This window comes from Janthinobacterium sp. 64 (assembly GCF_002813325.1).
In the GTDB taxonomy this organism is placed as follows: Bacteria; Pseudomonadota; Gammaproteobacteria; order Burkholderiales; family Burkholderiaceae_D; genus Janthinobacterium.
This window is the reverse complement of record NZ_PHUG01000001.1, coordinates 1810818-1828477: the sequence shown is the minus strand read 5'-3', so window position 1 is coordinate 1828477 and position 17660 is coordinate 1810818. Positions and strand designations below refer to the sequence as shown.

The 17660-nt window shown below is 63.1% G+C and carries 18 protein-coding genes and 1 riboswitch; of the genes, 9 read left to right on the top strand and 9 right to left on the bottom strand.

The features are described from left to right. The first annotated feature begins 4 nt into the window (after nt 1-4). Nucleotides 5-538 (top strand): DUF4303 domain-containing protein, encoded by a 534-nt coding sequence (locus CLU91_RS08015; RefSeq protein WP_157814647.1) that lies wholly within the window; start codon nt 5-7, stop codon nt 536-538. A gap of 3 nt (nt 539-541) precedes the next feature. Here CLU91_RS08015 and CLU91_RS08010 read toward each other — a convergent pair whose 3' ends face one another. Continuing rightward, nucleotides 542-1033 carry a hypothetical protein gene (locus CLU91_RS08010; protein WP_157814646.1) on the bottom strand — a complete coding sequence of 164 codons (492 nt, stop codon included), beginning with the start codon at nt 1031-1033 and terminating at the stop codon, nt 542-544. Nucleotides 1034-1069: 36 nt separating this feature from the next. Beyond that, a complete protein-coding gene (locus tag CLU91_RS08005; protein WP_100873730.1) occupies nt 1070-1717 on the bottom strand; it encodes a TetR/AcrR family transcriptional regulator in 648 nt (215 codons plus the stop codon). A 67-nt stretch (nt 1718-1784) separates the two neighbouring features. Between CLU91_RS08005 and CLU91_RS08000 the strand changes: the two genes are divergently transcribed. From CLU91_RS08000 to CLU91_RS07990, 3 genes are all read left to right on the top strand, one after another. Further along, on the top strand, nt 1785-2303 hold the full coding sequence (locus CLU91_RS08000) for a DUF2867 domain-containing protein (RefSeq protein ID WP_100873729.1): 519 nt from the start codon (nt 1785-1787) through the stop codon (nt 2301-2303). Between the two features lie 74 nt (nt 2304-2377). Then, a complete protein-coding gene (pnuC, locus tag CLU91_RS07995) occupies nt 2378-2989 on the top strand; it encodes a nicotinamide riboside transporter PnuC (RefSeq protein ID WP_100873728.1) in 612 nt (203 codons plus the stop codon). Beyond that, nucleotides 2989-3537, top strand: a complete 549-nt coding sequence (locus CLU91_RS07990; protein WP_100873727.1) for an AAA family ATPase — start codon at nt 2989-2991, stop codon at nt 3535-3537. Before pnuC ends, CLU91_RS07990 begins: the two co-directional genes overlap by 1 nt. Here the strand turns inward: CLU91_RS07990 and CLU91_RS07985 are convergent. Together CLU91_RS07985 and CLU91_RS07980 are read right to left on the bottom strand one after the other, a co-directional pair. Then, complete coding sequence (locus CLU91_RS07985) at nt 3534-5678, bottom strand: TonB-dependent siderophore receptor (RefSeq protein ID WP_100873726.1); 2145 nt, start codon at nt 5676-5678, stop codon at nt 3534-3536. The genes CLU91_RS07990 and CLU91_RS07985 overlap by 4 nt on opposite strands. A gap of 85 nt (nt 5679-5763) precedes the next feature. After that, nucleotides 5764-5861: riboswitch (TPP riboswitch) on the bottom strand. A gap of 67 nt (nt 5862-5928) precedes the next feature. Continuing rightward, nucleotides 5929-7086 (bottom strand): iron-containing alcohol dehydrogenase, encoded by a 1158-nt coding sequence (locus tag CLU91_RS07980; RefSeq protein ID WP_100873725.1) that lies wholly within the window; start codon nt 7084-7086, stop codon nt 5929-5931. Nucleotides 7087-7228: 142 nt separating this feature from the next. Between CLU91_RS07980 and CLU91_RS07975 the strand changes: the two genes are divergently transcribed. Beyond that, a complete protein-coding gene (locus CLU91_RS07975) occupies nt 7229-7534 on the top strand; it encodes a ferritin family protein (RefSeq protein ID WP_232730669.1) in 306 nt (101 codons plus the stop codon). Nucleotides 7535-7627: 93 nt separating this feature from the next. Continuing rightward, entirely contained in the window at nt 7628-8107 is a 480-nt protein-coding gene (locus tag CLU91_RS07970; RefSeq protein ID WP_100873723.1) for an Imm26 family immunity protein, read from the top strand. Nucleotides 8108-8210: 103 nt separating this feature from the next. Here the strand turns inward: CLU91_RS07970 and CLU91_RS07965 are convergent, their stop codons facing one another. The 3 genes from CLU91_RS07965 to ompR all read right to left on the bottom strand — a co-directional run bounded on the left by CLU91_RS07965 (nt 8211) and on the right by ompR (nt 11849). Then, nucleotides 8211-9431: an IS110 family transposase gene (locus CLU91_RS07965; protein WP_100873722.1), complete on the bottom strand. Its 1221-nt coding sequence runs from the start codon at nt 9429-9431 to the stop codon at nt 8211-8213. 344 nt (nt 9432-9775) lie between these two features. Next, nucleotides 9776-11134: a sensor histidine kinase gene (locus tag CLU91_RS07960; RefSeq protein ID WP_100873721.1), complete on the bottom strand. Its 1359-nt coding sequence runs from the start codon at nt 11132-11134 to the stop codon at nt 9776-9778. Nucleotides 11135-11147: 13 nt separating this feature from the next. Then, a complete protein-coding gene (gene ompR, locus CLU91_RS07955; protein ID WP_232730910.1) occupies nt 11148-11849 on the bottom strand; it encodes an osmolarity response regulator transcription factor OmpR in 702 nt (233 codons plus the stop codon). A 263-nt stretch (nt 11850-12112) separates the two neighbouring features. Between ompR and CLU91_RS07950 the strand changes: the two genes are divergently transcribed. After that, entirely contained in the window at nt 12113-12502 is a 390-nt protein-coding gene (locus CLU91_RS07950) for a hypothetical protein (protein WP_100873720.1), read from the top strand. Between the two features lie 165 nt (nt 12503-12667). Then, nucleotides 12668-14527, top strand: a complete 1860-nt coding sequence (locus CLU91_RS07945; RefSeq protein ID WP_232730668.1) for a flagellar assembly protein A — start codon at nt 12668-12670, stop codon at nt 14525-14527. 3 nt (nt 14528-14530) lie between these two features. Here CLU91_RS07945 and arfB read toward each other — a convergent pair whose 3' ends face one another. Further along, a complete protein-coding gene (gene arfB, locus CLU91_RS07940; protein WP_034749850.1) occupies nt 14531-14929 on the bottom strand; it encodes an alternative ribosome rescue aminoacyl-tRNA hydrolase ArfB in 399 nt (132 codons plus the stop codon). A 198-nt stretch (nt 14930-15127) separates the two neighbouring features. Here arfB and CLU91_RS07935 point away from each other — a divergent pair, with 198 nt between their 5' ends. After that, nucleotides 15128-15610, top strand: a complete 483-nt coding sequence (locus CLU91_RS07935; RefSeq protein WP_100873718.1) for a chemotaxis protein CheW — start codon at nt 15128-15130, stop codon at nt 15608-15610. A 40-nt stretch (nt 15611-15650) separates the two neighbouring features. Here the strand turns inward: CLU91_RS07935 and CLU91_RS07930 are convergent, their stop codons facing one another. After that, nucleotides 15651-17654, bottom strand: a complete 2004-nt coding sequence (locus CLU91_RS07930) for an ATP-binding cassette domain-containing protein (protein WP_100873717.1) — start codon at nt 17652-17654, stop codon at nt 15651-15653. Nucleotides 17655-17660 lie beyond the last annotated feature (6 nt).

The following is a 17660-nucleotide window of genomic DNA, read 5'->3' as shown; positions in this document are numbered from 1 at the left end:
CCCCATGCCACAGACTCCCGAGTTGCCGCCGGATTGGCACGCGTTTGAAGCGGCCTATGACGTTGAAGCAAGCTGGTTCAGGCTGGCCAACGCATCGCTGGCGCTGCTGGGCGCGTCCCCATTCAAGGATCAGGCATTTTCAGCCTTTGCCTTCAATGCCGTATCGTTTCCCTCCATTTCGCTGAGCTTTGACACCGATCCCGATAACCGGCAGCGCGGTGGCTACCCGCCGGACTGGTCGAACGAGTGCATGGAAGCCGATGTGCCTGAAATTGGCCAGTTGTGGGAAGAGGGTCATGCAGGGATCGAAGGCGCGCTGCGCGAGCTGATCGACGCTGCCGATGACGAATTGCTCGACGCCATAGAAGAGGGCTATCTGCACAGCCTGAGGAAAACCATGGTGCGGCTGGAAGCGAGCCATGCTTTCGAGCAGATTAAGACGTGCGCGCCGTTCTGGACCGTGGTCACGCAAGTCGATGCCGATACGGACGAAGAGGAGCGCCTGCTCGAACAGGTGCGCCAAAGCCTGCTGGCGTAAGCGCTATAGCAAGGCTTGCCAGGCGCGGACTTCTGCGTCCGTCAGTACTGGTCCCCAGCCGCCGCGCAGCGCCGCATCGTGCTGCACATAGTGTTCCAGCTGCGGCGCGGCCACGTCGTGCCGGATGCAGATGGCAAAGACGGCTTCCAGCTGCCGCCGACTTGCCGGCAGGTCATCGCCATGCCAGGTACAGGCGCTCGTTTCCAGCACATGCTGTACAAGTTGCTCCAGCGCGCCGAGCAGGTGCCCGGGCATGGCCATGCGTACCTCGTCCGGCCAGGGATCGCCCATGCCCGTCACGGGCAAGGACGCAAAGCCGCTTTCCCAGGCCGCAAAATCCCCAGGCCCGACCTGCGCCACTTTCCACACATGCACGGTGAACGCTGAGAGGGCCGGATGCTGAATGTCAAAGCGCTGGCAAAAGCGTTGCAGGCACGTCACGGCCATGCATTGCCTGGCAATCACGGAGAGTGCATCTATCGATATGTTGTGCATGAAAGTTCCTGAAGGTGGCGCCTGCCGATAACTGCTTCAATTTGACTGGATGGCGGTGGTCCCGCCAGGCAAGGCAGCCTGCCGCAGCGCCTCGACCGGCAACTGAAAAAAGCGCGGCACCATCGCTGGCGACAGCTCGTCGCCGCCGTCGGCCATGGCCAGGCGGCCACTCAGCAGCAGCATCACGTAGCCATGGCCCAGCGACCATCCGGCGCTGGCGGCGGCCTTGTCCCAGCGCGCATCGAGGCCCGCTTCGCGCACGGCCGCGCCAGCCGTCTGCAGCACATACTGGAAGCATGCTTGCGCCGCTTGCTGCAGGGCGGGGAACTGGCGCACGTCCTGGTGCTCGAACATCAGCCGGTAGTGGGCCGGCGCGGCCAGGGCGAATTCGATGTATTGCTGGCCCAGCAGCTGAAAGCGCTGCTCGGCGGGCAGGCTGCCCTGCGGCGGCAGTTCTGTCTCCCATTTGGCAATCAGGCTGGCGAAGCCGGCCGCCGCCACGTCGGCCAGCAAGGCTTCCTTGCTGGGGAAGTGGCGGTACACGGCGGCGATCGACACGCCCACCGTGCGCGCCAGTTCGCGCAGCGACAGGGCGGCGTCGTGCTGCTGCGCCAGTTGCGCGATGGCGGTGGCGACCAGGGTGTCGCGCAAGTTGCCGTGATGATAGGTGCTCGTTGTTGCCATTCTATGTTATCGCTGTTCACATTGTCGTGTATGATGACCATGTTATCACTGAACACATGGAGAGCACATGCAAGAGATGAACAACGCTGTACGCGCAGTGGCCATGCCACCCGGCGCCAGCATCGCCCCGCTTTATGCTGGCAGCAACCTGGCCGATGCGTATGCCGTCGACTTGCCGACTGCGCAGGCGCGCCAGATGGATATGGAAAGCCTGGCGCGCATCCTGCTGGGCAGCCAGCCGGGCTGGGCGCGCAAGCTGATGGTGGTGCGCGACGCCATCGTGGCGCGCTTCGGTATCCGCACGGCAAAGCAGATGGAAGCCCGGCCAGGCAAGCGCATCGGCATCTTCCGCATCTTTGCCGTCAGCGACGATGAAATCATCGTGGGCGAGGATGACAGCCACCTCGATTTTCGCCTGTCGGTGCTGCGCCACCGCGACGCGGGACCGCATGGCCGCATCACCATGTCCAGCGTCGTGCATTGCCATAATGCGGTGGGGCGCGCCTACATCCTGGTGATCCGGCCTTTCCACAAGCTGATCGTGCAGCGCTCGCTGGCGCGCGCCGTCAAGGGCGGCTTCGCCTAAGCGCACTGAGCGGGCAATCTTGCTTATTCAGGGCTGGTATTGCATACTGCACCACCAGCCTCATCACGATTCCCATGAACGATACGCTTCTCCTGCTGGGTTTTGCCACCACGCCGCTTGAACTGATTTCCTTTGTCCTGGCACTGACAACCGTTGCGCTGAACATCCGCCAGAACCACTGGGCGTGGCTGTTCGCCATCATTTCCTCGGCCGCTTACGGTGTCGTGTTTTTCGAGTCGCGCCTGTACGGCGACATGGCTTTGCAACTGCTGTTCATCAGCGTCTCGTTCTGGGGCTGGTACCAGTGGCTGCATCCAGCCAGCGGCGGCAAGACGCTGCCCGTGACGCGCCTGAACGGCCGCGGCTGGCTGGCTTGCGCCGCGGGCTGGCTGATCGGTTTCCTGCTGATCGCCTGGCTGCTGACGACGACGGACACGGATGTGCCCCACGCGGACGGTTTTCTCACGGCAGGCAGCCTGGTGGGCCAATTCCTGTTGTCGCGCAAGAAGCTGGAAAACTGGATCGCCTGGATCGTCGTCGACGTGCTGTATGTCTGGCTGTACCTGCACAAGGGCCTGACCCTGACGGCCGTGCTGTATGGCTTCTTCGTCGTGATGGCCATCATCGGCTTGCTGGCGTGGAAAAAATCGGCACCGGCCGCGCCGGGCGCGATGGTCCTCAAGTGATGGCGCATTGCGTGCGCGTGGCCATCCTGGGCGCGGAATCGTCGGGCAAGTCGACCCTGGCGGCCGCCCTGGCCGAGCGTTATGGCAGCGTCTGGGTACCGGAATATTTACGTGAATTTGTCGAGACCGAGGGCAGGGTGCCCGTCGCGGCCGACCAGTATGGCATTGCGCGCACGCAAGTCGAGCGCGAGGCGGCAGCCACTGCGCAAGCGCGCAACTTCCTGTTTTGCGACACGACGCCGCTGATGACGGCCGTCTACAGCCGCCATTATTTTGATGGCGCCGACGCGCAGCTGGCGGCGCTGGCCGATGCCACGCGGTACGATCTGACGTTGGTGACGGCGCCCGACAGCCCGTGGGTAGCCGACGGCTTGCAGCGCGAGTCGGAAACCGTGCGCCAGCTGATCTACCGCTACCTGCTCGACGAGCTTGACGCGCGCGGCATTGTGTACCACGTGCTGCACGACAGCCTGGAGGCGCGCCTGGAACAGGCGACGCCTTTGCTGCAGCAGGCGCTAGCTGCAGCGCCTGCCATTTCCCTCAATTAAAAGTCGAACTGCGCGGAAAGCTTGAAGGTGCGGCTGGCGCCCGGGAACAGGTAGCCACCTGCTTCCGGCGTCACGTCGCGCCAGTAGAACTTGTCTGCCACGTTGTTGACGGCGGCGCGCAGCACGGCTGTCTTGCCGGCAACGCGCATGGCGTAGGCGGCGCCCAGGTTGAACACGTTGTACGACGGCACGAAAGTGGTGTTGTTGTACTCAAACGCTTTCTTGCTGGCAAATTCCCAGCTGCCATTGACGCTTAAGCCCGCCATTTGCTGCACGGCGTAGTCCGCATGTACGGCCGCCTTGAAGGCGGGCACGTTCGGTACGCGCTTGCCATCGTAATTCACATCGCTCGTGCCCGACTGCTGGCTGTTCAGGGCCGTCACGGACGCGCCCAGGCTCAAGTTGGCTGTTGCCTTGCCCTGGGCCGACAATTCCAGGCCGCGGTGCTGGGCCTGGCCATTGCGGACGAAATAATTCTCGGCATTCACATATTCGAGACCTTTGCGTATCTGGAACAGGCTGGCCGCCAGCATGAAGTCCGGCGTCACATCCATCTTCACGCCCAATTCGATCTGCTTCGAGCGGCTCGGCGACAGTTCCACGTTGGCGTTATTCTCATAGATGCTGGCCGTGCCGCCATGCTCCATGCCCTGCGAATAGGCCGCATACACGGACACATTGTCGAGCGGGGTGTAGACGAGCGAGACGTTGGGCAGCAGGAAGTCGTGCCTGGCGCGGATTTCCGTGTCGGCCTTGAGCACATACTGGTAGCCATCGACGTCGATATGGCGCAAGCCGCCATGCAGCTTCCAGTTCGGCGCCAGGCTGACGATGTCCTGCACGAAGACGGATTTTTCCTTGTCGTCGCGCACCAGGCGCACGGGGCCAGTCGAAGCCGGCGATGGCGCAACGATGACGGGGCGGTAGATATTGCTGATGCCCACTTCCTTATACACGTACTTGCCGGCGCGGTCCTTGCGGTTGAAATACGACACGCCCACCGTGACTTCATGGCGCAGGCTGCCGGTGGCGAACTTGCCCTGGATCATGGCTTGCGCGCTCAGCGGTTTTTTCGTCTCGCCCAGGCTGCGGAAGTCCCACACGGAGAAATCGCCATTGCTGCAGAACACAGGCATCCAGCCTTCCGGGCTGCAGCCATACGGATAGGCCGTGTAGTCGTCGCGCTTGAACGAGTGCTGGTTGGCCGACACGGTGGCGCGCCAGTCGTCATTGAAGGCGTACTGGAAGCGCAGGCCGATGTTGCTGGTGACGGTTTCCACGGGATGTGTCCACGGTTGCTTGTTGAGCATGGCGTCGGCGCTGACGTTGGCGGGCAGGCTGCCATTGCTCAGCAACTGGAAGCCGGGCGCCGTCGCCTGCGCTTTGTCCTGGTAGTCGGCATCGAGTTGCAACAGCGCTTGCGGCGAAATCTGCCAGTCGAAGGCGCCGGAAATGAATTTACGGTTGCCGTCGGCGCCCTTGATGTAGGAGCGCAGGCGCTCGGCCGCCACGTTGATGCGGTAGCCGAAGCGCGTGTCTTCCAGGCGGCCGCCCAGGTCGACGGCGCCGTACAGGGTGCCCCGTTCGCGCGTTTCCACGGTGACCGTGCGCAGCGGCGCGCTAGTCGGGCGCTTGACGATGAAGTCGATCACGCCGCCCGGCGCGGCCACGCCTGCCTGCAAGCCGGCCAGGCCCTTCAGCACTTCGATGCGTTCCTTGTTTTCCAGCGGAATTTGCGTGTCGCCGGGAATGGCCACGCCATCCTTGCGGTAGCTGGAGTTCGTATCGAGCTTGAAGCCACGGATGGTGAACTGTTCCGCATAGCCGACGGCGTTGTAGGAATCGTTGATGCTGGCGTCGAGCTTGACGGCGTCGCTGAGATTGCGGATCTGTAAATCCTGCATGTCTTTTTGCGAAATGACGGTGACGGACGCGGGCGTCTGCAGCAGCGGCGCGTCGGCAAAGCCGCCCACGGAAGCGCGCTTGGCGGCCGGTGCCTTGCTGGCCGTGACGACGACTTCGGCCATGCTTTGCGTGTCGGCCGGCGCTTCGGCGGTGTCATTCGCGGCAAAGGCCGGTGCGGCAAATGCATGCAGGATCGCCAGGGTCAATACAGAAACAGATAAATTCGGTGTGGACATAGATTGCTCGTGGTTCAAGCCGACTCGGTAAAGAGCACGGCAGGCTGCTTGTTCGGCTGGCGCCAACGCAGGAGCTATCAAAGGAGGGAGGTACTTTGCGCTTTCCTTCGCTGGCATTATCCAGATCAGGTACGAAGGGTATCTCTCACCCGGATGACTGCTCCAGGACCCCTAGCGAACTGACAGCTTAGCATGAACGACGGCCAGCTGTCCCACCCCGCTGACCGTTTTACAACAGTGTGTATGGAATCTACAGGCTCAGTTCCAGCACCTTGCGGCTGACGGCGGGCGTGATTTCACGCTGTTCGCCCAGCGCCGTCATGCCGTGCGCTTCCAGGGCGGCGACGACGGCGTCCACGCTGGCATGGTTCAGGCCGTAGTCGGCCAGGCGCGTCTTGACGCCCATGTGGCGGAAGAAGAATTCCGTGCGCGCGATGGCGGCCTCGATGCGGCCATCCTCGTCGCCGCCATCGAGGCCCCAGACGCGGGCCGCGTACTGCAGCAGCTTGGCGCGCTTGGCCTGCTTGCGCACGCGCAGCATGCTGGGCAGGATGATGGCCAGGGTTTGCGCATGGTCGAGCTCGTACAAGGCCGTCAACTCGTGGCCGATGGCGTGCGTGGACCAGTCTTGCGGCACGCCCACGCCGATCAGGCCGTTCAAGGCCAGGGTGGCGCTCCACATCACGTTGGCGCGTACGTCGTAATCGTCCGGCTGCGACAGGGCTTTCGGGCCTTCCTCGATCAGGGTCAGCAAAATGCCTTCGGCGAAGCGGTCCTGCACGGACGCGTTGACGGGATAGGTCAAATACTGTTCCATCACATGCGCAAACGCATCGACGACGCCATTGCCCACCTGGCGCAGCGGTAATGTAAAGGTCTTCGACGGGTCCAGCACGGAGAATTTTGGATACACCTTGCGGCTCATGAACGAGCGCTTTTCCTGCGTGGCCTTGCGCGTGATCACGGCCGAGCCATTCATTTCGGACCCCGTGGCCGGTAACGTCAATACGGTGCCGAAGGGCAGGGCCGCTTCGACGATCCTGCCGCCCTTGGCCAGGATGTCCCACGCCACGCCGTCGTGCAGGGCGGCGGCGGCGATGAACTTGGTGCCATCGACCACGGAGCCGCCGCCGACGGCCAGCAGGAAATCGATGCGCTCGCTTTTCACCATGGCCACGGCCTGCATCAGGGTTTCGTAGCTGGGATTGGGTTCGATGCCGGCAAATTCCAGCACCGTATGGCCAGCCAGCGCCGCCCTGACTTCATCGTAGACGCCGTTGCGCTTGATGCTGCCGCCGCCGTAGGTCATGAGCACTCTGGCCTGCGGCGGGATCAGGCCGGCAATGGCGGCGATCTGGCCCTGGCCGAAGAGGATTTGCGTCGGATTGTAAAAGTCGAAATTGAACATGGGGCTCCTGCCGCTGAGGTTTAGGCTGTTGCTGAGCCATGATTATGGCCGAACGGGTGGAATCGTGTCGTGGACGCTTGAGCTTTTCGCCCGCGCGGTGGAGAATGCAGCCGATGTCTCCACCACGCGAAAAGGAATGCGCATGACCACCGTCCCATTGGAAGAATCGGGCTTGCCGGCCACGGCACTCGACATGCACCGCGCCATCGGCGCCACCATCGCCGCGCTGCAGGCGCTGGACTTGAACAGCCAGCGTTTCGAGGCGTGCACGGACCCGGAATTGCGCCGCGTGCTCGCGCATGCGGGCGACACCAGCCGCAAGGAAGCGGCCATGCTGCTCGAATGGATGCGCCGCCGCGACGCGCGCCTGGATACGGCCATGAAGGAAGCGCTGTTCAAGGCGGGGCCGATTGTTGCTCAGTATCACTATGACGAGAAAATAGGGTAACTATTGGTTTGTTGCTGTGGCGTACCATGCGCCACATAGCACTTGCTTCGCGTAGACTGTGCCCCGAACACGATTTTGGGGGAGTTTGCAGAAATGAAATCATTACCATACCGGGAAGGCAGCTGGTTTGCTGTGCCCTTGCCGGGCGGCGGCTATGCCGTCGGCGTGGTGGCGCGCCGGGCGCCTGCCGGGCGCATCATGCTGGCGTATATGTTCGGGCCGAAGCGCGACAGCCTGCCTGCGCTGGAAGAACTGGAAGGCTTGCGGCCGGAACAGGCCGTGCGCCGCCTGCGCACGGGCGACATGGCCCTGCTCAACGAGCGCTGGCCCCTGCTGGGCGACAGCCCGCACTGGGAGCGCGACGACTGGCCCATGCCGGCCTTTATCCGCCGCAATGAATCCCTGCAGCGCGCCTGGCGCGCCAGTTATGCGGACGCCGACCCTGCCAAGCTGAACCGTGAAGAATCGATCCCCTTCGACACGCCGGGCATGGAAAGCGATTCCCTGTACGGCTACGGGGCGACGGAATTGTTGATGAATAAATTGCTGGTGCAGGAGCAGGCGTCCGCTTGACCGCGGTCCGGCGGCGTAGGTCGGATTAACGTGAAAGAAACGGTGTTCGGGACGCGTGCCTGCCTGACCATCGTTGGTCAAGGCATGCAACGGCAGAGATACGTCAGACTGGATTCGCGATGAATCCGAATTTCGTCAGTGCCTTGATCCATCGCGGTGCATTGCGTTGCACCGCGAGCGCTTCGTAGTCGGTGGCGCTGTCGCGGTAGTGCTCGCCACGTTGCAGCATGCAGAACACGGTGCGCAGCAGTTTGTGTGCAATGGCAATGATAGAACGCTTGTGGCCGCGCCGCATCACCAGTGCCTGGAATTTTGATTTGAAGACGGACGTGGTCCGGCTGGCGGCATGCGCAAATTCGCACAGCAGCCGACGCACATACGGGTTGCCTTTGCGCGCGCGGCCCGATTGGCGTTTGCCTGCCGACTCATTGTTGCCCGGGCAAATGCCTGCCCAGGATGCCAGCCGGTCAGCGCTGCCGAAGGCCTGCATGTCGGTACCGATCTCGACGAGCAACATGGCCGCGCCGATCAGGTCGACGCCCGGCAATGTCTGCAGCGAAGCGAGCGCATGCTGTTCTCCAGCCAGTCCCTGCAGCAGATAGGCGTCGAAACGCGCGATGCGCTCCTCAATTTCCTCGATGTGTCCCATCAGTTCATGCAATACGAAGCGATGGCTGCCGGTCAGCTCGCTTTGCAGCGAATCGAACAATTCTTCCCGGCTGGCTTTGAGGCGCCCGCTGGCGCAGTCGAGTACCTCATGCGTGGGCCGACCGGCGATCAGCGCCTTGACCATGGCGCGTGCCGATTGTCCGTGCAAGTCACTGACGACGACGCCGAGTCGGATGCCGCCGTCAGTCAGTACCTTGTGCAGGCGGTTCTTTTCTGACGCCAGATGTCCCACCAGTTTTTGCCGTTGCCGTGCAACCAGGCGCAGTTCGCGCAACATGGCTGGCGGCACGAACGAGCGGCGCAGCAGGCCGGCACGCGCCAGCGTGGCCAGCCAGTGGGCGTCGCCGACATCGGTCTTGCGACCAGGCACGTTCTTGACGTGGCGGGCGTTGACGACCCAGGCATGGATGCCGACCGCTTCCAGGGCGGCATACGGGCTCTTCCAGTAGATGCCTGTGCTTTCCATGACGACCTGATCTGGATGCAGCGCTTGCGCCCATTCGGCCAGCGCGCGCCGATCACGCTTGAAGGCGCCAAACTGCCGCTGCTCCAGCCGGGTTGTACCATCGGCCTCTTCAATGATTGCGCAAGCTGTAATTTGCGCCTGATGCACATCAAGACCGATCACGCGTTTGTGTAGTGTTTCCAGTTCCATGATGCCTCCCATTGAGCTACACTTTTAGTGTGGAAGGCGACGGATGCTGAACTGATTTGCCTGAAGGCGACAAGTCGCCAACGGCCTGATTAACGTGCGCTCTGTAAGAGGCAATCCGGGGTACGAGTCAGTTCGGCGGGTCACGTTAGCGTCGGGGTCTTATCCCGCCAAAAACATTCGCGATCTCGCTCCGCCGCCTTCCACCGCCAGTTTCTTTCATCCTCATGGGTGGCGGCGCACGGCTACACCATGACCGTTAGCGAGGCTTTGCCTCGCGTAATCCGACAACATTGTTGGCCAAGGCCGCTGGTGGTGTCGGCTTACGCGCCTTGCGCTAAGCCGACCTACGCCGCTGGCAAGCTGATCTGAAACGCCAGGCCGCCGCCTTCGCGGTTGCGTACCTGCAATTCGGCGCCATGGCGCAGCAGCACGCGGTCGACGATGGCCAAGCCCAGGCCGGCGCCATTCGCCTGTCCACGCGCCGTGTCGAGGCGGGTGAACGGCTTCATCAGCTGCTCGATCTTTTCTGCCGGCACGCCGGTGCCGTGGTCCTGCACTTCGATGATCACCTTTTTCGCGCCGTGACTGGTGCGCAGATGGCAGGCGATATCGATTTCCGTCACGTCGCTGCCCGGCGTCTTGCCATAGCGGCGCGCATTCTCGATCAGGTTGTTCAGCACGCGGCGCAAGTCCGTGGGGTTGCCCATCGCATGCGCGCCTTCGGCGATGCTGGCGTTGATCTTCACGTCCGGCAGGCGCATCGCTTCGCGCGTCATGTCGAGCAGCAAGCCGCTCAGGTCGACATCCGTGAAGGTTGACGCTTCCGTCGGCCGCGCATAGTCGAGGAACTGGCCGATGATGGCGTCCATTTGCCCGATATCGGACTGGATGCCTTCGCGCGCCTCGTCCGACAGGTTGGCCATTTCCACTTCCAGCTGCATGCGCGCCAGCGGCGTGCGCAAGTCGTGCGAAATGCCCGCCAAAATCACGGCGCGGTCCGATTCCACCTGTTTCAAGTCATCGACCATCTGGTTGAAGCTGCGGTTCGCCTCGAGGATTTCGATCGGGCCTTTTTCCGGCAGCGGCGCCGGCTGCTTGCCCTTGGCGATGTCGCGCGCGGCCGCCGTCAAGCGCGACAGCGGCAGATTGATCAGGCTGGAAATGATGGCCGCGCCCAGCAGGGACAGCAGCGACACCAGGCTGGCCCAGCCCAGCCACTGGAAGCCCGTCAGGCCGCGCAGGCGCTCGCGGTCCAGCATCAGCCAGTACTCGTCGTCGTCGATCTTGAAGCTGACCCAGAAGCCGGCCACGCCGTTGACGCGCGCGGAAAAGCGCGTGTCCTTGCCCAGCTTGGCTTTCACCTGCGCCTCGATCTCGGGCATCAGGTAATTGTCGGGCGGCGGCTCGATGCGGTCGTCCTCTTCCAGCGAGAAGATGCGGATGCCTTCATTGCTGACGAGGTCGAACAGCAGCTCGCGCCGCAGCTCGGGCGCCGAGTGCGTCAGGGCCGCATGCGTGATGGTGACGACGGAAATGATCTGGGCGGAAATCTGCTGCGCCTGCGGCTCGCGCTGGATGACGGAAATCATGCCGATCCAGGTGATCATGCTGACGGTGGTCAAGGTACCCAGCAGCAAAAAGGTGCGCCAGAACAGGCCGCTTTTCAGCCGCGCCAGGCTGATATCGGGAACAAGCTTCATCATGCCTCGCCTGCGATCAGCGCGGCTGTCCGTCCGGGATGAAGACGTAACCGAGGCCCCACACGGTCTGGATGAACAGCGGGCTCGACGGGTCGGGTTCGATCAGTTTGCGCAGGCGCGAAATTTGCACGTCCAGGCTGCGGTCGAACACTTCGTATTCGCGGCCGCGCGCCAGTTCCATCAGTTTCTCGCGCGACAGCGGTTGGCGCGCATGGCGGGCAAACACTTTCAGCACAGAAAATTCACCGGTGGTCAGCGGCACCGTTTCGCCACTCTTTTTCAATGTGCGCGTGCCCAGGTCCAGCACGAAGTCGCCGAATTCGAAGGTTTGCGGCGTTTCCGACGGTGCGCCCGGGATTTCATCGGGACCCTTGCGGCGCAGCACGGCGCCGATGCGGGCCACCAGTTCGCGCGGGTTGAACGGTTTTGGCAGGTAGTCGTCGGCGCCCATTTCCAGGCCCACGATGCGGTCCACATCCTCGCCCTTGGCCGTCAGCATGATGATCGGCGTCTGGTCGCCCGCGCCGCGCAGGCGGCGGCAGATCGACAGGCCGTCTTCGCCGGGCAGCATCAAATCGAGCACCAGCAAGTCGTAGCGTTCGCGCAGCCACAGCTTGTTCATGGCCGTCGCGCTCTCTGCCGTGAAGACATTGAAACCCTGTTCGGTCAGGTAGCGGCGCAGCAGGTCGCGCAGGCGCACATCGTCATCGACCACCATGATTTTTGCCTGGTGGCCGTGGATCGATTGCGTAGGCGTGTTGCTGCCGGAAGTGGAGGTTGTGGTCATTTAAGGTGTCGTGTTATCTTATATTAGTTGCTATAGTAACGCCTCGCGTGGCGTCGGCAAGGGGGTATGGCGACCCATTACAAAGTGTTACAAACTTTACCCAATTACTCTTACTGCACCGTGTAAAGCATCATACACTGGGGCCACAGTGGAAATCAGCTTTAGTTTATACGGCATCGCGGAAGAGGAACTCAATGAATATCTTTACTAAAAAAATTCACACCGCTCCCAGCGCAGCTATTGCCGCACGTACGGCCGTGCTGTCCGCATTTGCCGTTTGCTCCGTGTTTGCCGCCAGCCTGGCGCTGGCACAAAACCAGCCGCCGCCACGCCGTGACGACCAGCAGCAAGTGCAGGCCCAGCGCTATGAACAGGTACAGCGCAGCAATAGCAATGATACGCGACTGCGCGAACAGCGTGACGCACGCAGTTTCGACACGCGCGCCGAAGAGCAGCGCCGCGCCAATGAAGGCGCCGACGCCTCGCGCCGAACGGGCCGCATGACGCCCGACGAGCGGCGCGACCTGCGCCGCCAGATCAACGAAGTGGGGCAAGACATCTACTCGAATCCGCCGCGCCGCTAGTGACTTAGGCATCGCGCACCCCATCCGACAGGGCCATCTCGCAAGACATGGCCCTGTTTGCATTTGGCCACCAACATTATTGCTCAGTCAGGCACACGGCCACGCCCCGTGATATTGTTCTAGTGCATTGAGGAAATTCTCAGAATGTGTTGGGGGAGGCAAGGCGTGAGCGACGACGACACACCCGTTCCTGAGGCGGTCCCCGCAGGCGGCCTGCCGCACGGTCTCGTCCAGCGCGACGAAGGCGTGTGTCTGGACCTGTCGCTGGCGCCCGCGCAGTTGCGCGCCGCCGTCGACCAGCTGTTCCAGTCGGGGCAACTGCTGGCCGGTCTCGACTACGCTTTGTTCCTGCTGACCCTATTCCATGCCCCCGCGCCCCGCGCCGCGCCCAATAGCGACGCCTTGCTGCGCATTGCCGTCCGTGTGGCACCATTCCCGCCCCAGCGCCGCGCGCTGTACAAGCAGGTCAAGATCCGCGGCGACAGTGCCGAGTTTTACTTTGAAGCGCTCTCTGCCGACGCGGATGGGCAGGTGCCGGCGCGCCGCGAGTTTGACGAGCTGGTGGCCGACCTGTGGTGCAAGGGCGTGCGCTATGGCATCGATGGCGCGGCCGTGCGCGCCATTCTCGGCAGCGGCAAGGCCGAGCGCATCACCGTGGCGCGGGCGCTGCCGCCGCAGCCGGGCCGCGACGCCCAGCTGGTCGAAGTGTCGCAAGGCATCCGCCGCGACGATGCGCCGCGCGAACGCTCCGATGGCCGCCTGGATTTGCTCAGTTTCAAGAACCGTTTTCCGCAAGTGAAAAAACACGCGCGCCTGCTGCGGCTGCTGCCCGGTGCGCCCGGCTTGCCCGGCTACGACCTGGACGGCACGCTGCTGCCGCCGCCCGCGCCGCTGGAGCTGGACCCGGCGGCGGTGGCAGGGGCGGGCATGGCGGTCGAACGCTACAGCGATGGCGATTACGTGGTCGCCACCCAGGATGGCTATGTGAATGTCGATGCGCACGGCAAGCTCTCCATCGACAACAAGATCGTCAGCCGCGAAGGCGTCAGCAGCCGTACCACGGGCAATTTGAAGCTGTGCGCCGCGTACGAGGAATATGGCGACGTGCAGGAGCAGCGCCAGCTCGACGGCAGCGACATCACCATCCATGGCGACGTGTACGGCCACCTGCACTCGCATGGCGGGCGGATATCGCTACGGCGCAACCTGGTGGGCGGCACGGCCTTCAACGCGCACGGCGACGTGTGCGTCGAGGGCGTCGCTTCCGGTTCCGTGTTGCAGGCGCTGAGCGGCGAAGTCCACGTGAAGCGCGCGGAAAGCTGCGTCATCGCCGGCACGCGCGTGGTGATCGAGCATGCCAGCAATTGCGAGATCATCGCCGACGAGGTCGTCATCGAGCTGGCCGAAGGCTGCGCCGTGGCGGCACGCACCATCCGCATCGGCAGCGCCGGTCCCCGCAAGCAGGTGGAGATGCTGCTGTTCCCGCTGGTGCCCGATTTGAGCGCCCTGGACCAGCAGATCGCGGAAAGCCTGGCCAGGGCCGCGCACTACCAGCAGCTGCAGCACAAGCGCCAGCAGGAAATCGATGCCATTGCGCAATTGCCCGAGGTGCGCAACTACCTGACCCTGGCGGGCCAGCTGCGGCGCGGCGAGCTGCAGCTGCAGCCGGCGCAGCAATTGCAGTACGACAAGCTGGCCGCGCGCATCGCCCCCGTCTTGAAGGAAGTGGCGCGCCTGCGCGTGGAAGTGAAACAGTCGGAAATCCTGCACGCGCAAATGCTGGCCATGGTGGCGCAAGTGCGCCAGCAGCGGCAAGCGACGGCCGGCCAGTCGCGCTGCAGCCTGGGACTGGTCGACGGTGACACGGCCGTGCGCGCCATGGTCGTGCCGCCCGGGCCGGCCAAGGTCTACGACCGGCCGCCGAAGGAGATCAAGGCGCTGTTGCGCAGCGCCACGCCGGGCACGCAGAGCGTGTTTGCGGACAGCATAGGCAGCCTGGACTGGACGTATGCACCGCCGCCGTAACGTTTAGTCGGTGACCTTGCCACGTGACTGTTTCAGCACGCTGTGTGTGCTCTTGCTGTCGAGGCGGCGCCGCTGCGAGCTGCGCGTGGGCTTGGTGGCGCGCCGCACGGCGGGCAAAAAGGTGACGCTGTCGATGATTTCCTGCAGGCGCCGCAACGCTTCTTCCTTGTTCTGCTCCTGGCTGCGCGACTGCTGCGCCTTGAGCACCAGCACGCCATCCTTGCTGATGCGGCTGTCGCGCAGGGCCAGCAGCCGCTCCTTGTACGCTTCCGGCAGCGACGAGGCGGCGATGGGGAAGCGCAAATGGATGGCGCTGGACACCTTGTTGACATTCTGCCCGCCCGGCCCCTGAGCGCGGATGGCGGAAAATTCAACTTCAGCGGGATTGACGAGGTGTTGCATGGCCTGCCTGTGGGGAAACGATGTGGGTATTGTAAGGGAAGATGGCTGCGCCGGCGCAAGCCTGGACAGTGAGAGTACGCATGCCTTCCGGCAAAGTTGATGTTTCTCAACGCCGCCTGCGGTGTTGCTGGTTAGCATGGGGCAAAGTTGCATCATTGCGCCGCATCCTGGCAGCGCTTACCGGATGAAAGGAACACCATGCAGCCCACGACGACGCCTGGCGCCGCAACCGCGCAATCCCTGACGCAGTACTTGAGCTTTCGGCTGGGCGGCCTGGAATACGGCCTCGATTACCGCTGCGTGCGGGAATTGCGCCCGCTGAAAGAGCTCGACCGTTTTGCGTCGGAAGGGGAGTTGCTGCGCAGCGTGGCCGTCTCGCGCGGCGTGATCATCCCCATCGTCGACATGCGCGCCGCGTTCGGCAGCGCCCAGGGTACGCCCGACCCGGCCACGGACGTGATCATTTTGCAGCTGAGCAATGGCGTGATGGGCATGGTGGTCGATGGCGTCACCGACATCGTCAGCCTGGCGCCCGCCGACATCAGCGCCGTGCCTGGTCTGGGCGAGGCGGAAGCCGACTATTTGCTGGGACTGGGCACGGTGGCGGGACGCCGATTGATCCTCGTCGACATCGACCGTTTGATGGCCATCCGCAGCCCCAGCCCCATGCAGGCGGCCTGAAAAAAAGACGACCCGGAGGTCGTCTTTTGTCGTTGCCTGATTAACCGAGCTTTTCCAGCTGATCTTGCAAATCGAGCCATTCCGCTTCCAGCTGCGCCAGGTCCTTGGTGAAGAAGGTCTGGTCGGCCAGCAACTGCTTCAATTTCGCCTTGTTGGCGGCGTCGTAGATGGTCGGCTCGCCCAGCTTGGCGTCGGTTTCCGCCTTTTGCGCATTGCGCTTGGCGATCTGCTCTTCCTGGCGCTTGATCTTGTTTTCGATCGGCTTGCGCAGGGCGGCCGTTTTCTGGCGCTCTTCCGCTTCCTTGCGCTTGTCGCGTACGGGCGCGGCAGGGGCGGGGGCTACCGCTGCCGGCGAAGGTATGGAAGAAGTCACAGGGAAGTCCGTCTTGTTGGCCTTGCCGGCGGCCGGCAGCACATCGGTACCTTTACCCAGCTTGGTCTTGAACAGCCAATCCTTGTAATCGTCCAGGTCGCCGTCGAACGGTTGCAGCTTGCCGTCGGCCACGATGATGAATTCGTCCGTGGTGGCGCGCAGCAAGTGGCGATCATGGGACACGACGACCAGGGTGCCTTCGAACTGGGCCAGCGCTTCCGTCAGCGCTTCGCGCGTTTCCAGATCCAGATGGTTGGTCGGTTCATCGAGCAGCAGCAGGTTTGGACGCTGCCAGACGATCAGGGCCAGCGCCAGACGGGCTTTTTCGCCGCCCGAGAATGGCGCGATCGAGGCGGTGACCATGTTGCCGGGGAAGTTGAAGCCGCCCAGGAAGTTGCGCAGTTCCTGCTCGCGCACGGTCGGGGCGATCTTCGACAGATGCCACAGCGGCGATTCGTCGTGGCGCAGCATTTCCACCTGATGCTGGGCGAAGTAGCCGATGTTGAGGCCCTTGCCCATGGTGGCGTCGCCCGTCAAAGGCATCAGTTCGCCGGCGATGGTCTTGATCAGGGTCGACTTGCCGGCGCCGTTCTGGCCCAAGAGACCAATGCGCTGGCCGATCTGCAGCGAAAACTTGATGCCGTTGACGATGGTTTTATGCGTGATCTCGCCCGTCGCTTCGTTCTCGATCTTGTAGCCCGCGTCGACGTCTTCCATCACCATCAGCGGGTTCGGCGCGGAGAGCGGCTCGCGGAATTCGAACGAGAATTCGGCGGCGGCGCGCAATGGCGCCAGCTCTTCCATCTTCGCCAGCGCCTTCATGCGGCTTTGCGCCTGGCGGGCTTTGGAAGCTTGCGCCTTGAAGCGGTTCACGAACGATTCCAGGTGGGCACGCTTGCGCTGCTGCTTTTCCAGCGCGCCGGCGGCCAGGATCATCTGCGCCGCGCGCTGGCGCTCGAAGCTCGAATAATTGCCCGAGTAGCGTTTCAGCTTGCGTTCGTCGATATGCACGACCACGTTGACCACTTCATCGAGGAAGTCGCGGTCATGCGAAATGATCAATAAGGTGCCGGCATAGCGCTTGAGCCAGTCTTCCAGCCAGATGATGGCGTCCAGATCCAAGTGGTTGGTCGGTTCATCGAGCAGCAGCAGGTCGGACGGGCACATCAGCGCTTGCGCCAGGTTCAAACGCATGCGCCAGCCGCCGGAGAAGCTGGCCACCGGTTGCTGCATCTGGTCCAGCGTGAAGCCCAGGCCCAGCAGCAACTGTTCGCCGCGCGACTGCACCGTGTAGGCGTCGGCATCGGCCAGCGCGCTGTACATATTGCCGATGGCGATGCCGTTTTCCGTGCTTTCCGGTTGCGACTCGAGATGCGCCAGTTCCGCTTCCAGTTTGCGCAGGGTGATGTCGCCATCGATCGCATAGTCGAGCGCGGCACGGTCCAGCGGCGGCGTTTCCTGCGCCACGTAAGCCACGCGCCATTTGGCCGGGAAATCGATCTCGCCCTGGTCAGGGTGCAATTCGCCACGCATCATGGCGAACAGGCTCGATTTGCCCGCGCCATTGGCGCCGATCAGGCCGATCTTGTCGCCCGGATTGAGGGTGACATCGACTTGTTCGAGCAACGGTTTGATGCCGCGCATCAGGCTTACTTGTAGGAAACGTATCATTTTTTT

Excerpts from the sequence above, each read along its gene's own strand:
- CLU91_RS08015 (WP_157814647.1), top strand. The coding sequence starts at position 5 with ATGCCACAGACTCCCGAGTTGCCGCCGGATTGGCACGCGTTTGAAGCG.
- CLU91_RS08010 (WP_157814646.1), bottom strand. The coding sequence starts at position 1,033 with ATGCACAACATATCGATAGATGCACTCTCCGTGATTGCCAGGCAATGC.
- CLU91_RS08005 (WP_100873730.1), bottom strand. The coding sequence starts at position 1,717 with ATGGCAACAACGAGCACCTATCATCACGGCAACTTGCGCGACACCCTG.
- CLU91_RS08000 (WP_100873729.1), top strand. The coding sequence starts at position 1,785 with ATGCAAGAGATGAACAACGCTGTACGCGCAGTGGCCATGCCACCCGGC.
- pnuC (WP_100873728.1), top strand. The coding sequence starts at position 2,378 with ATGAACGATACGCTTCTCCTGCTGGGTTTTGCCACCACGCCGCTTGAA.
- CLU91_RS07990 (WP_100873727.1), top strand. The coding sequence starts at position 2,989 with ATGGCGCATTGCGTGCGCGTGGCCATCCTGGGCGCGGAATCGTCGGGC.
- CLU91_RS07985 (WP_100873726.1), bottom strand. The coding sequence starts at position 5,678 with ATGTCCACACCGAATTTATCTGTTTCTGTATTGACCCTGGCGATCCTG.
- CLU91_RS07980 (WP_100873725.1), bottom strand. The coding sequence starts at position 7,086 with ATGTTCAATTTCGACTTTTACAATCCGACGCAAATCCTCTTCGGCCAG.
- CLU91_RS07975 (WP_232730669.1), top strand. The coding sequence starts at position 7,229 with ATGACCACCGTCCCATTGGAAGAATCGGGCTTGCCGGCCACGGCACTC.
- CLU91_RS07970 (WP_100873723.1), top strand. The coding sequence starts at position 7,628 with ATGAAATCATTACCATACCGGGAAGGCAGCTGGTTTGCTGTGCCCTTG.
- CLU91_RS07965 (WP_100873722.1), bottom strand. The coding sequence starts at position 9,431 with ATGGAACTGGAAACACTACACAAACGCGTGATCGGTCTTGATGTGCAT.
- CLU91_RS07960 (WP_100873721.1), bottom strand. The coding sequence starts at position 11,134 with ATGATGAAGCTTGTTCCCGATATCAGCCTGGCGCGGCTGAAAAGCGGC.
- ompR (WP_232730910.1), bottom strand. The coding sequence starts at position 11,849 with ATGGTGGTCGATGACGATGTGCGCCTGCGCGACCTGCTGCGCCGCTAC.
- CLU91_RS07950 (WP_100873720.1), top strand. The coding sequence starts at position 12,113 with ATGAATATCTTTACTAAAAAAATTCACACCGCTCCCAGCGCAGCTATT.
- arfB (WP_034749850.1), bottom strand. The coding sequence starts at position 14,929 with ATGCAACACCTCGTCAATCCCGCTGAAGTTGAATTTTCCGCCATCCGC.
- CLU91_RS07935 (WP_100873718.1), top strand. The coding sequence starts at position 15,128 with ATGCAGCCCACGACGACGCCTGGCGCCGCAACCGCGCAATCCCTGACG.
- CLU91_RS07930 (WP_100873717.1), bottom strand. The coding sequence starts at position 17,654 with ATGATACGTTTCCTACAAGTAAGCCTGATGCGCGGCATCAAACCGTTG.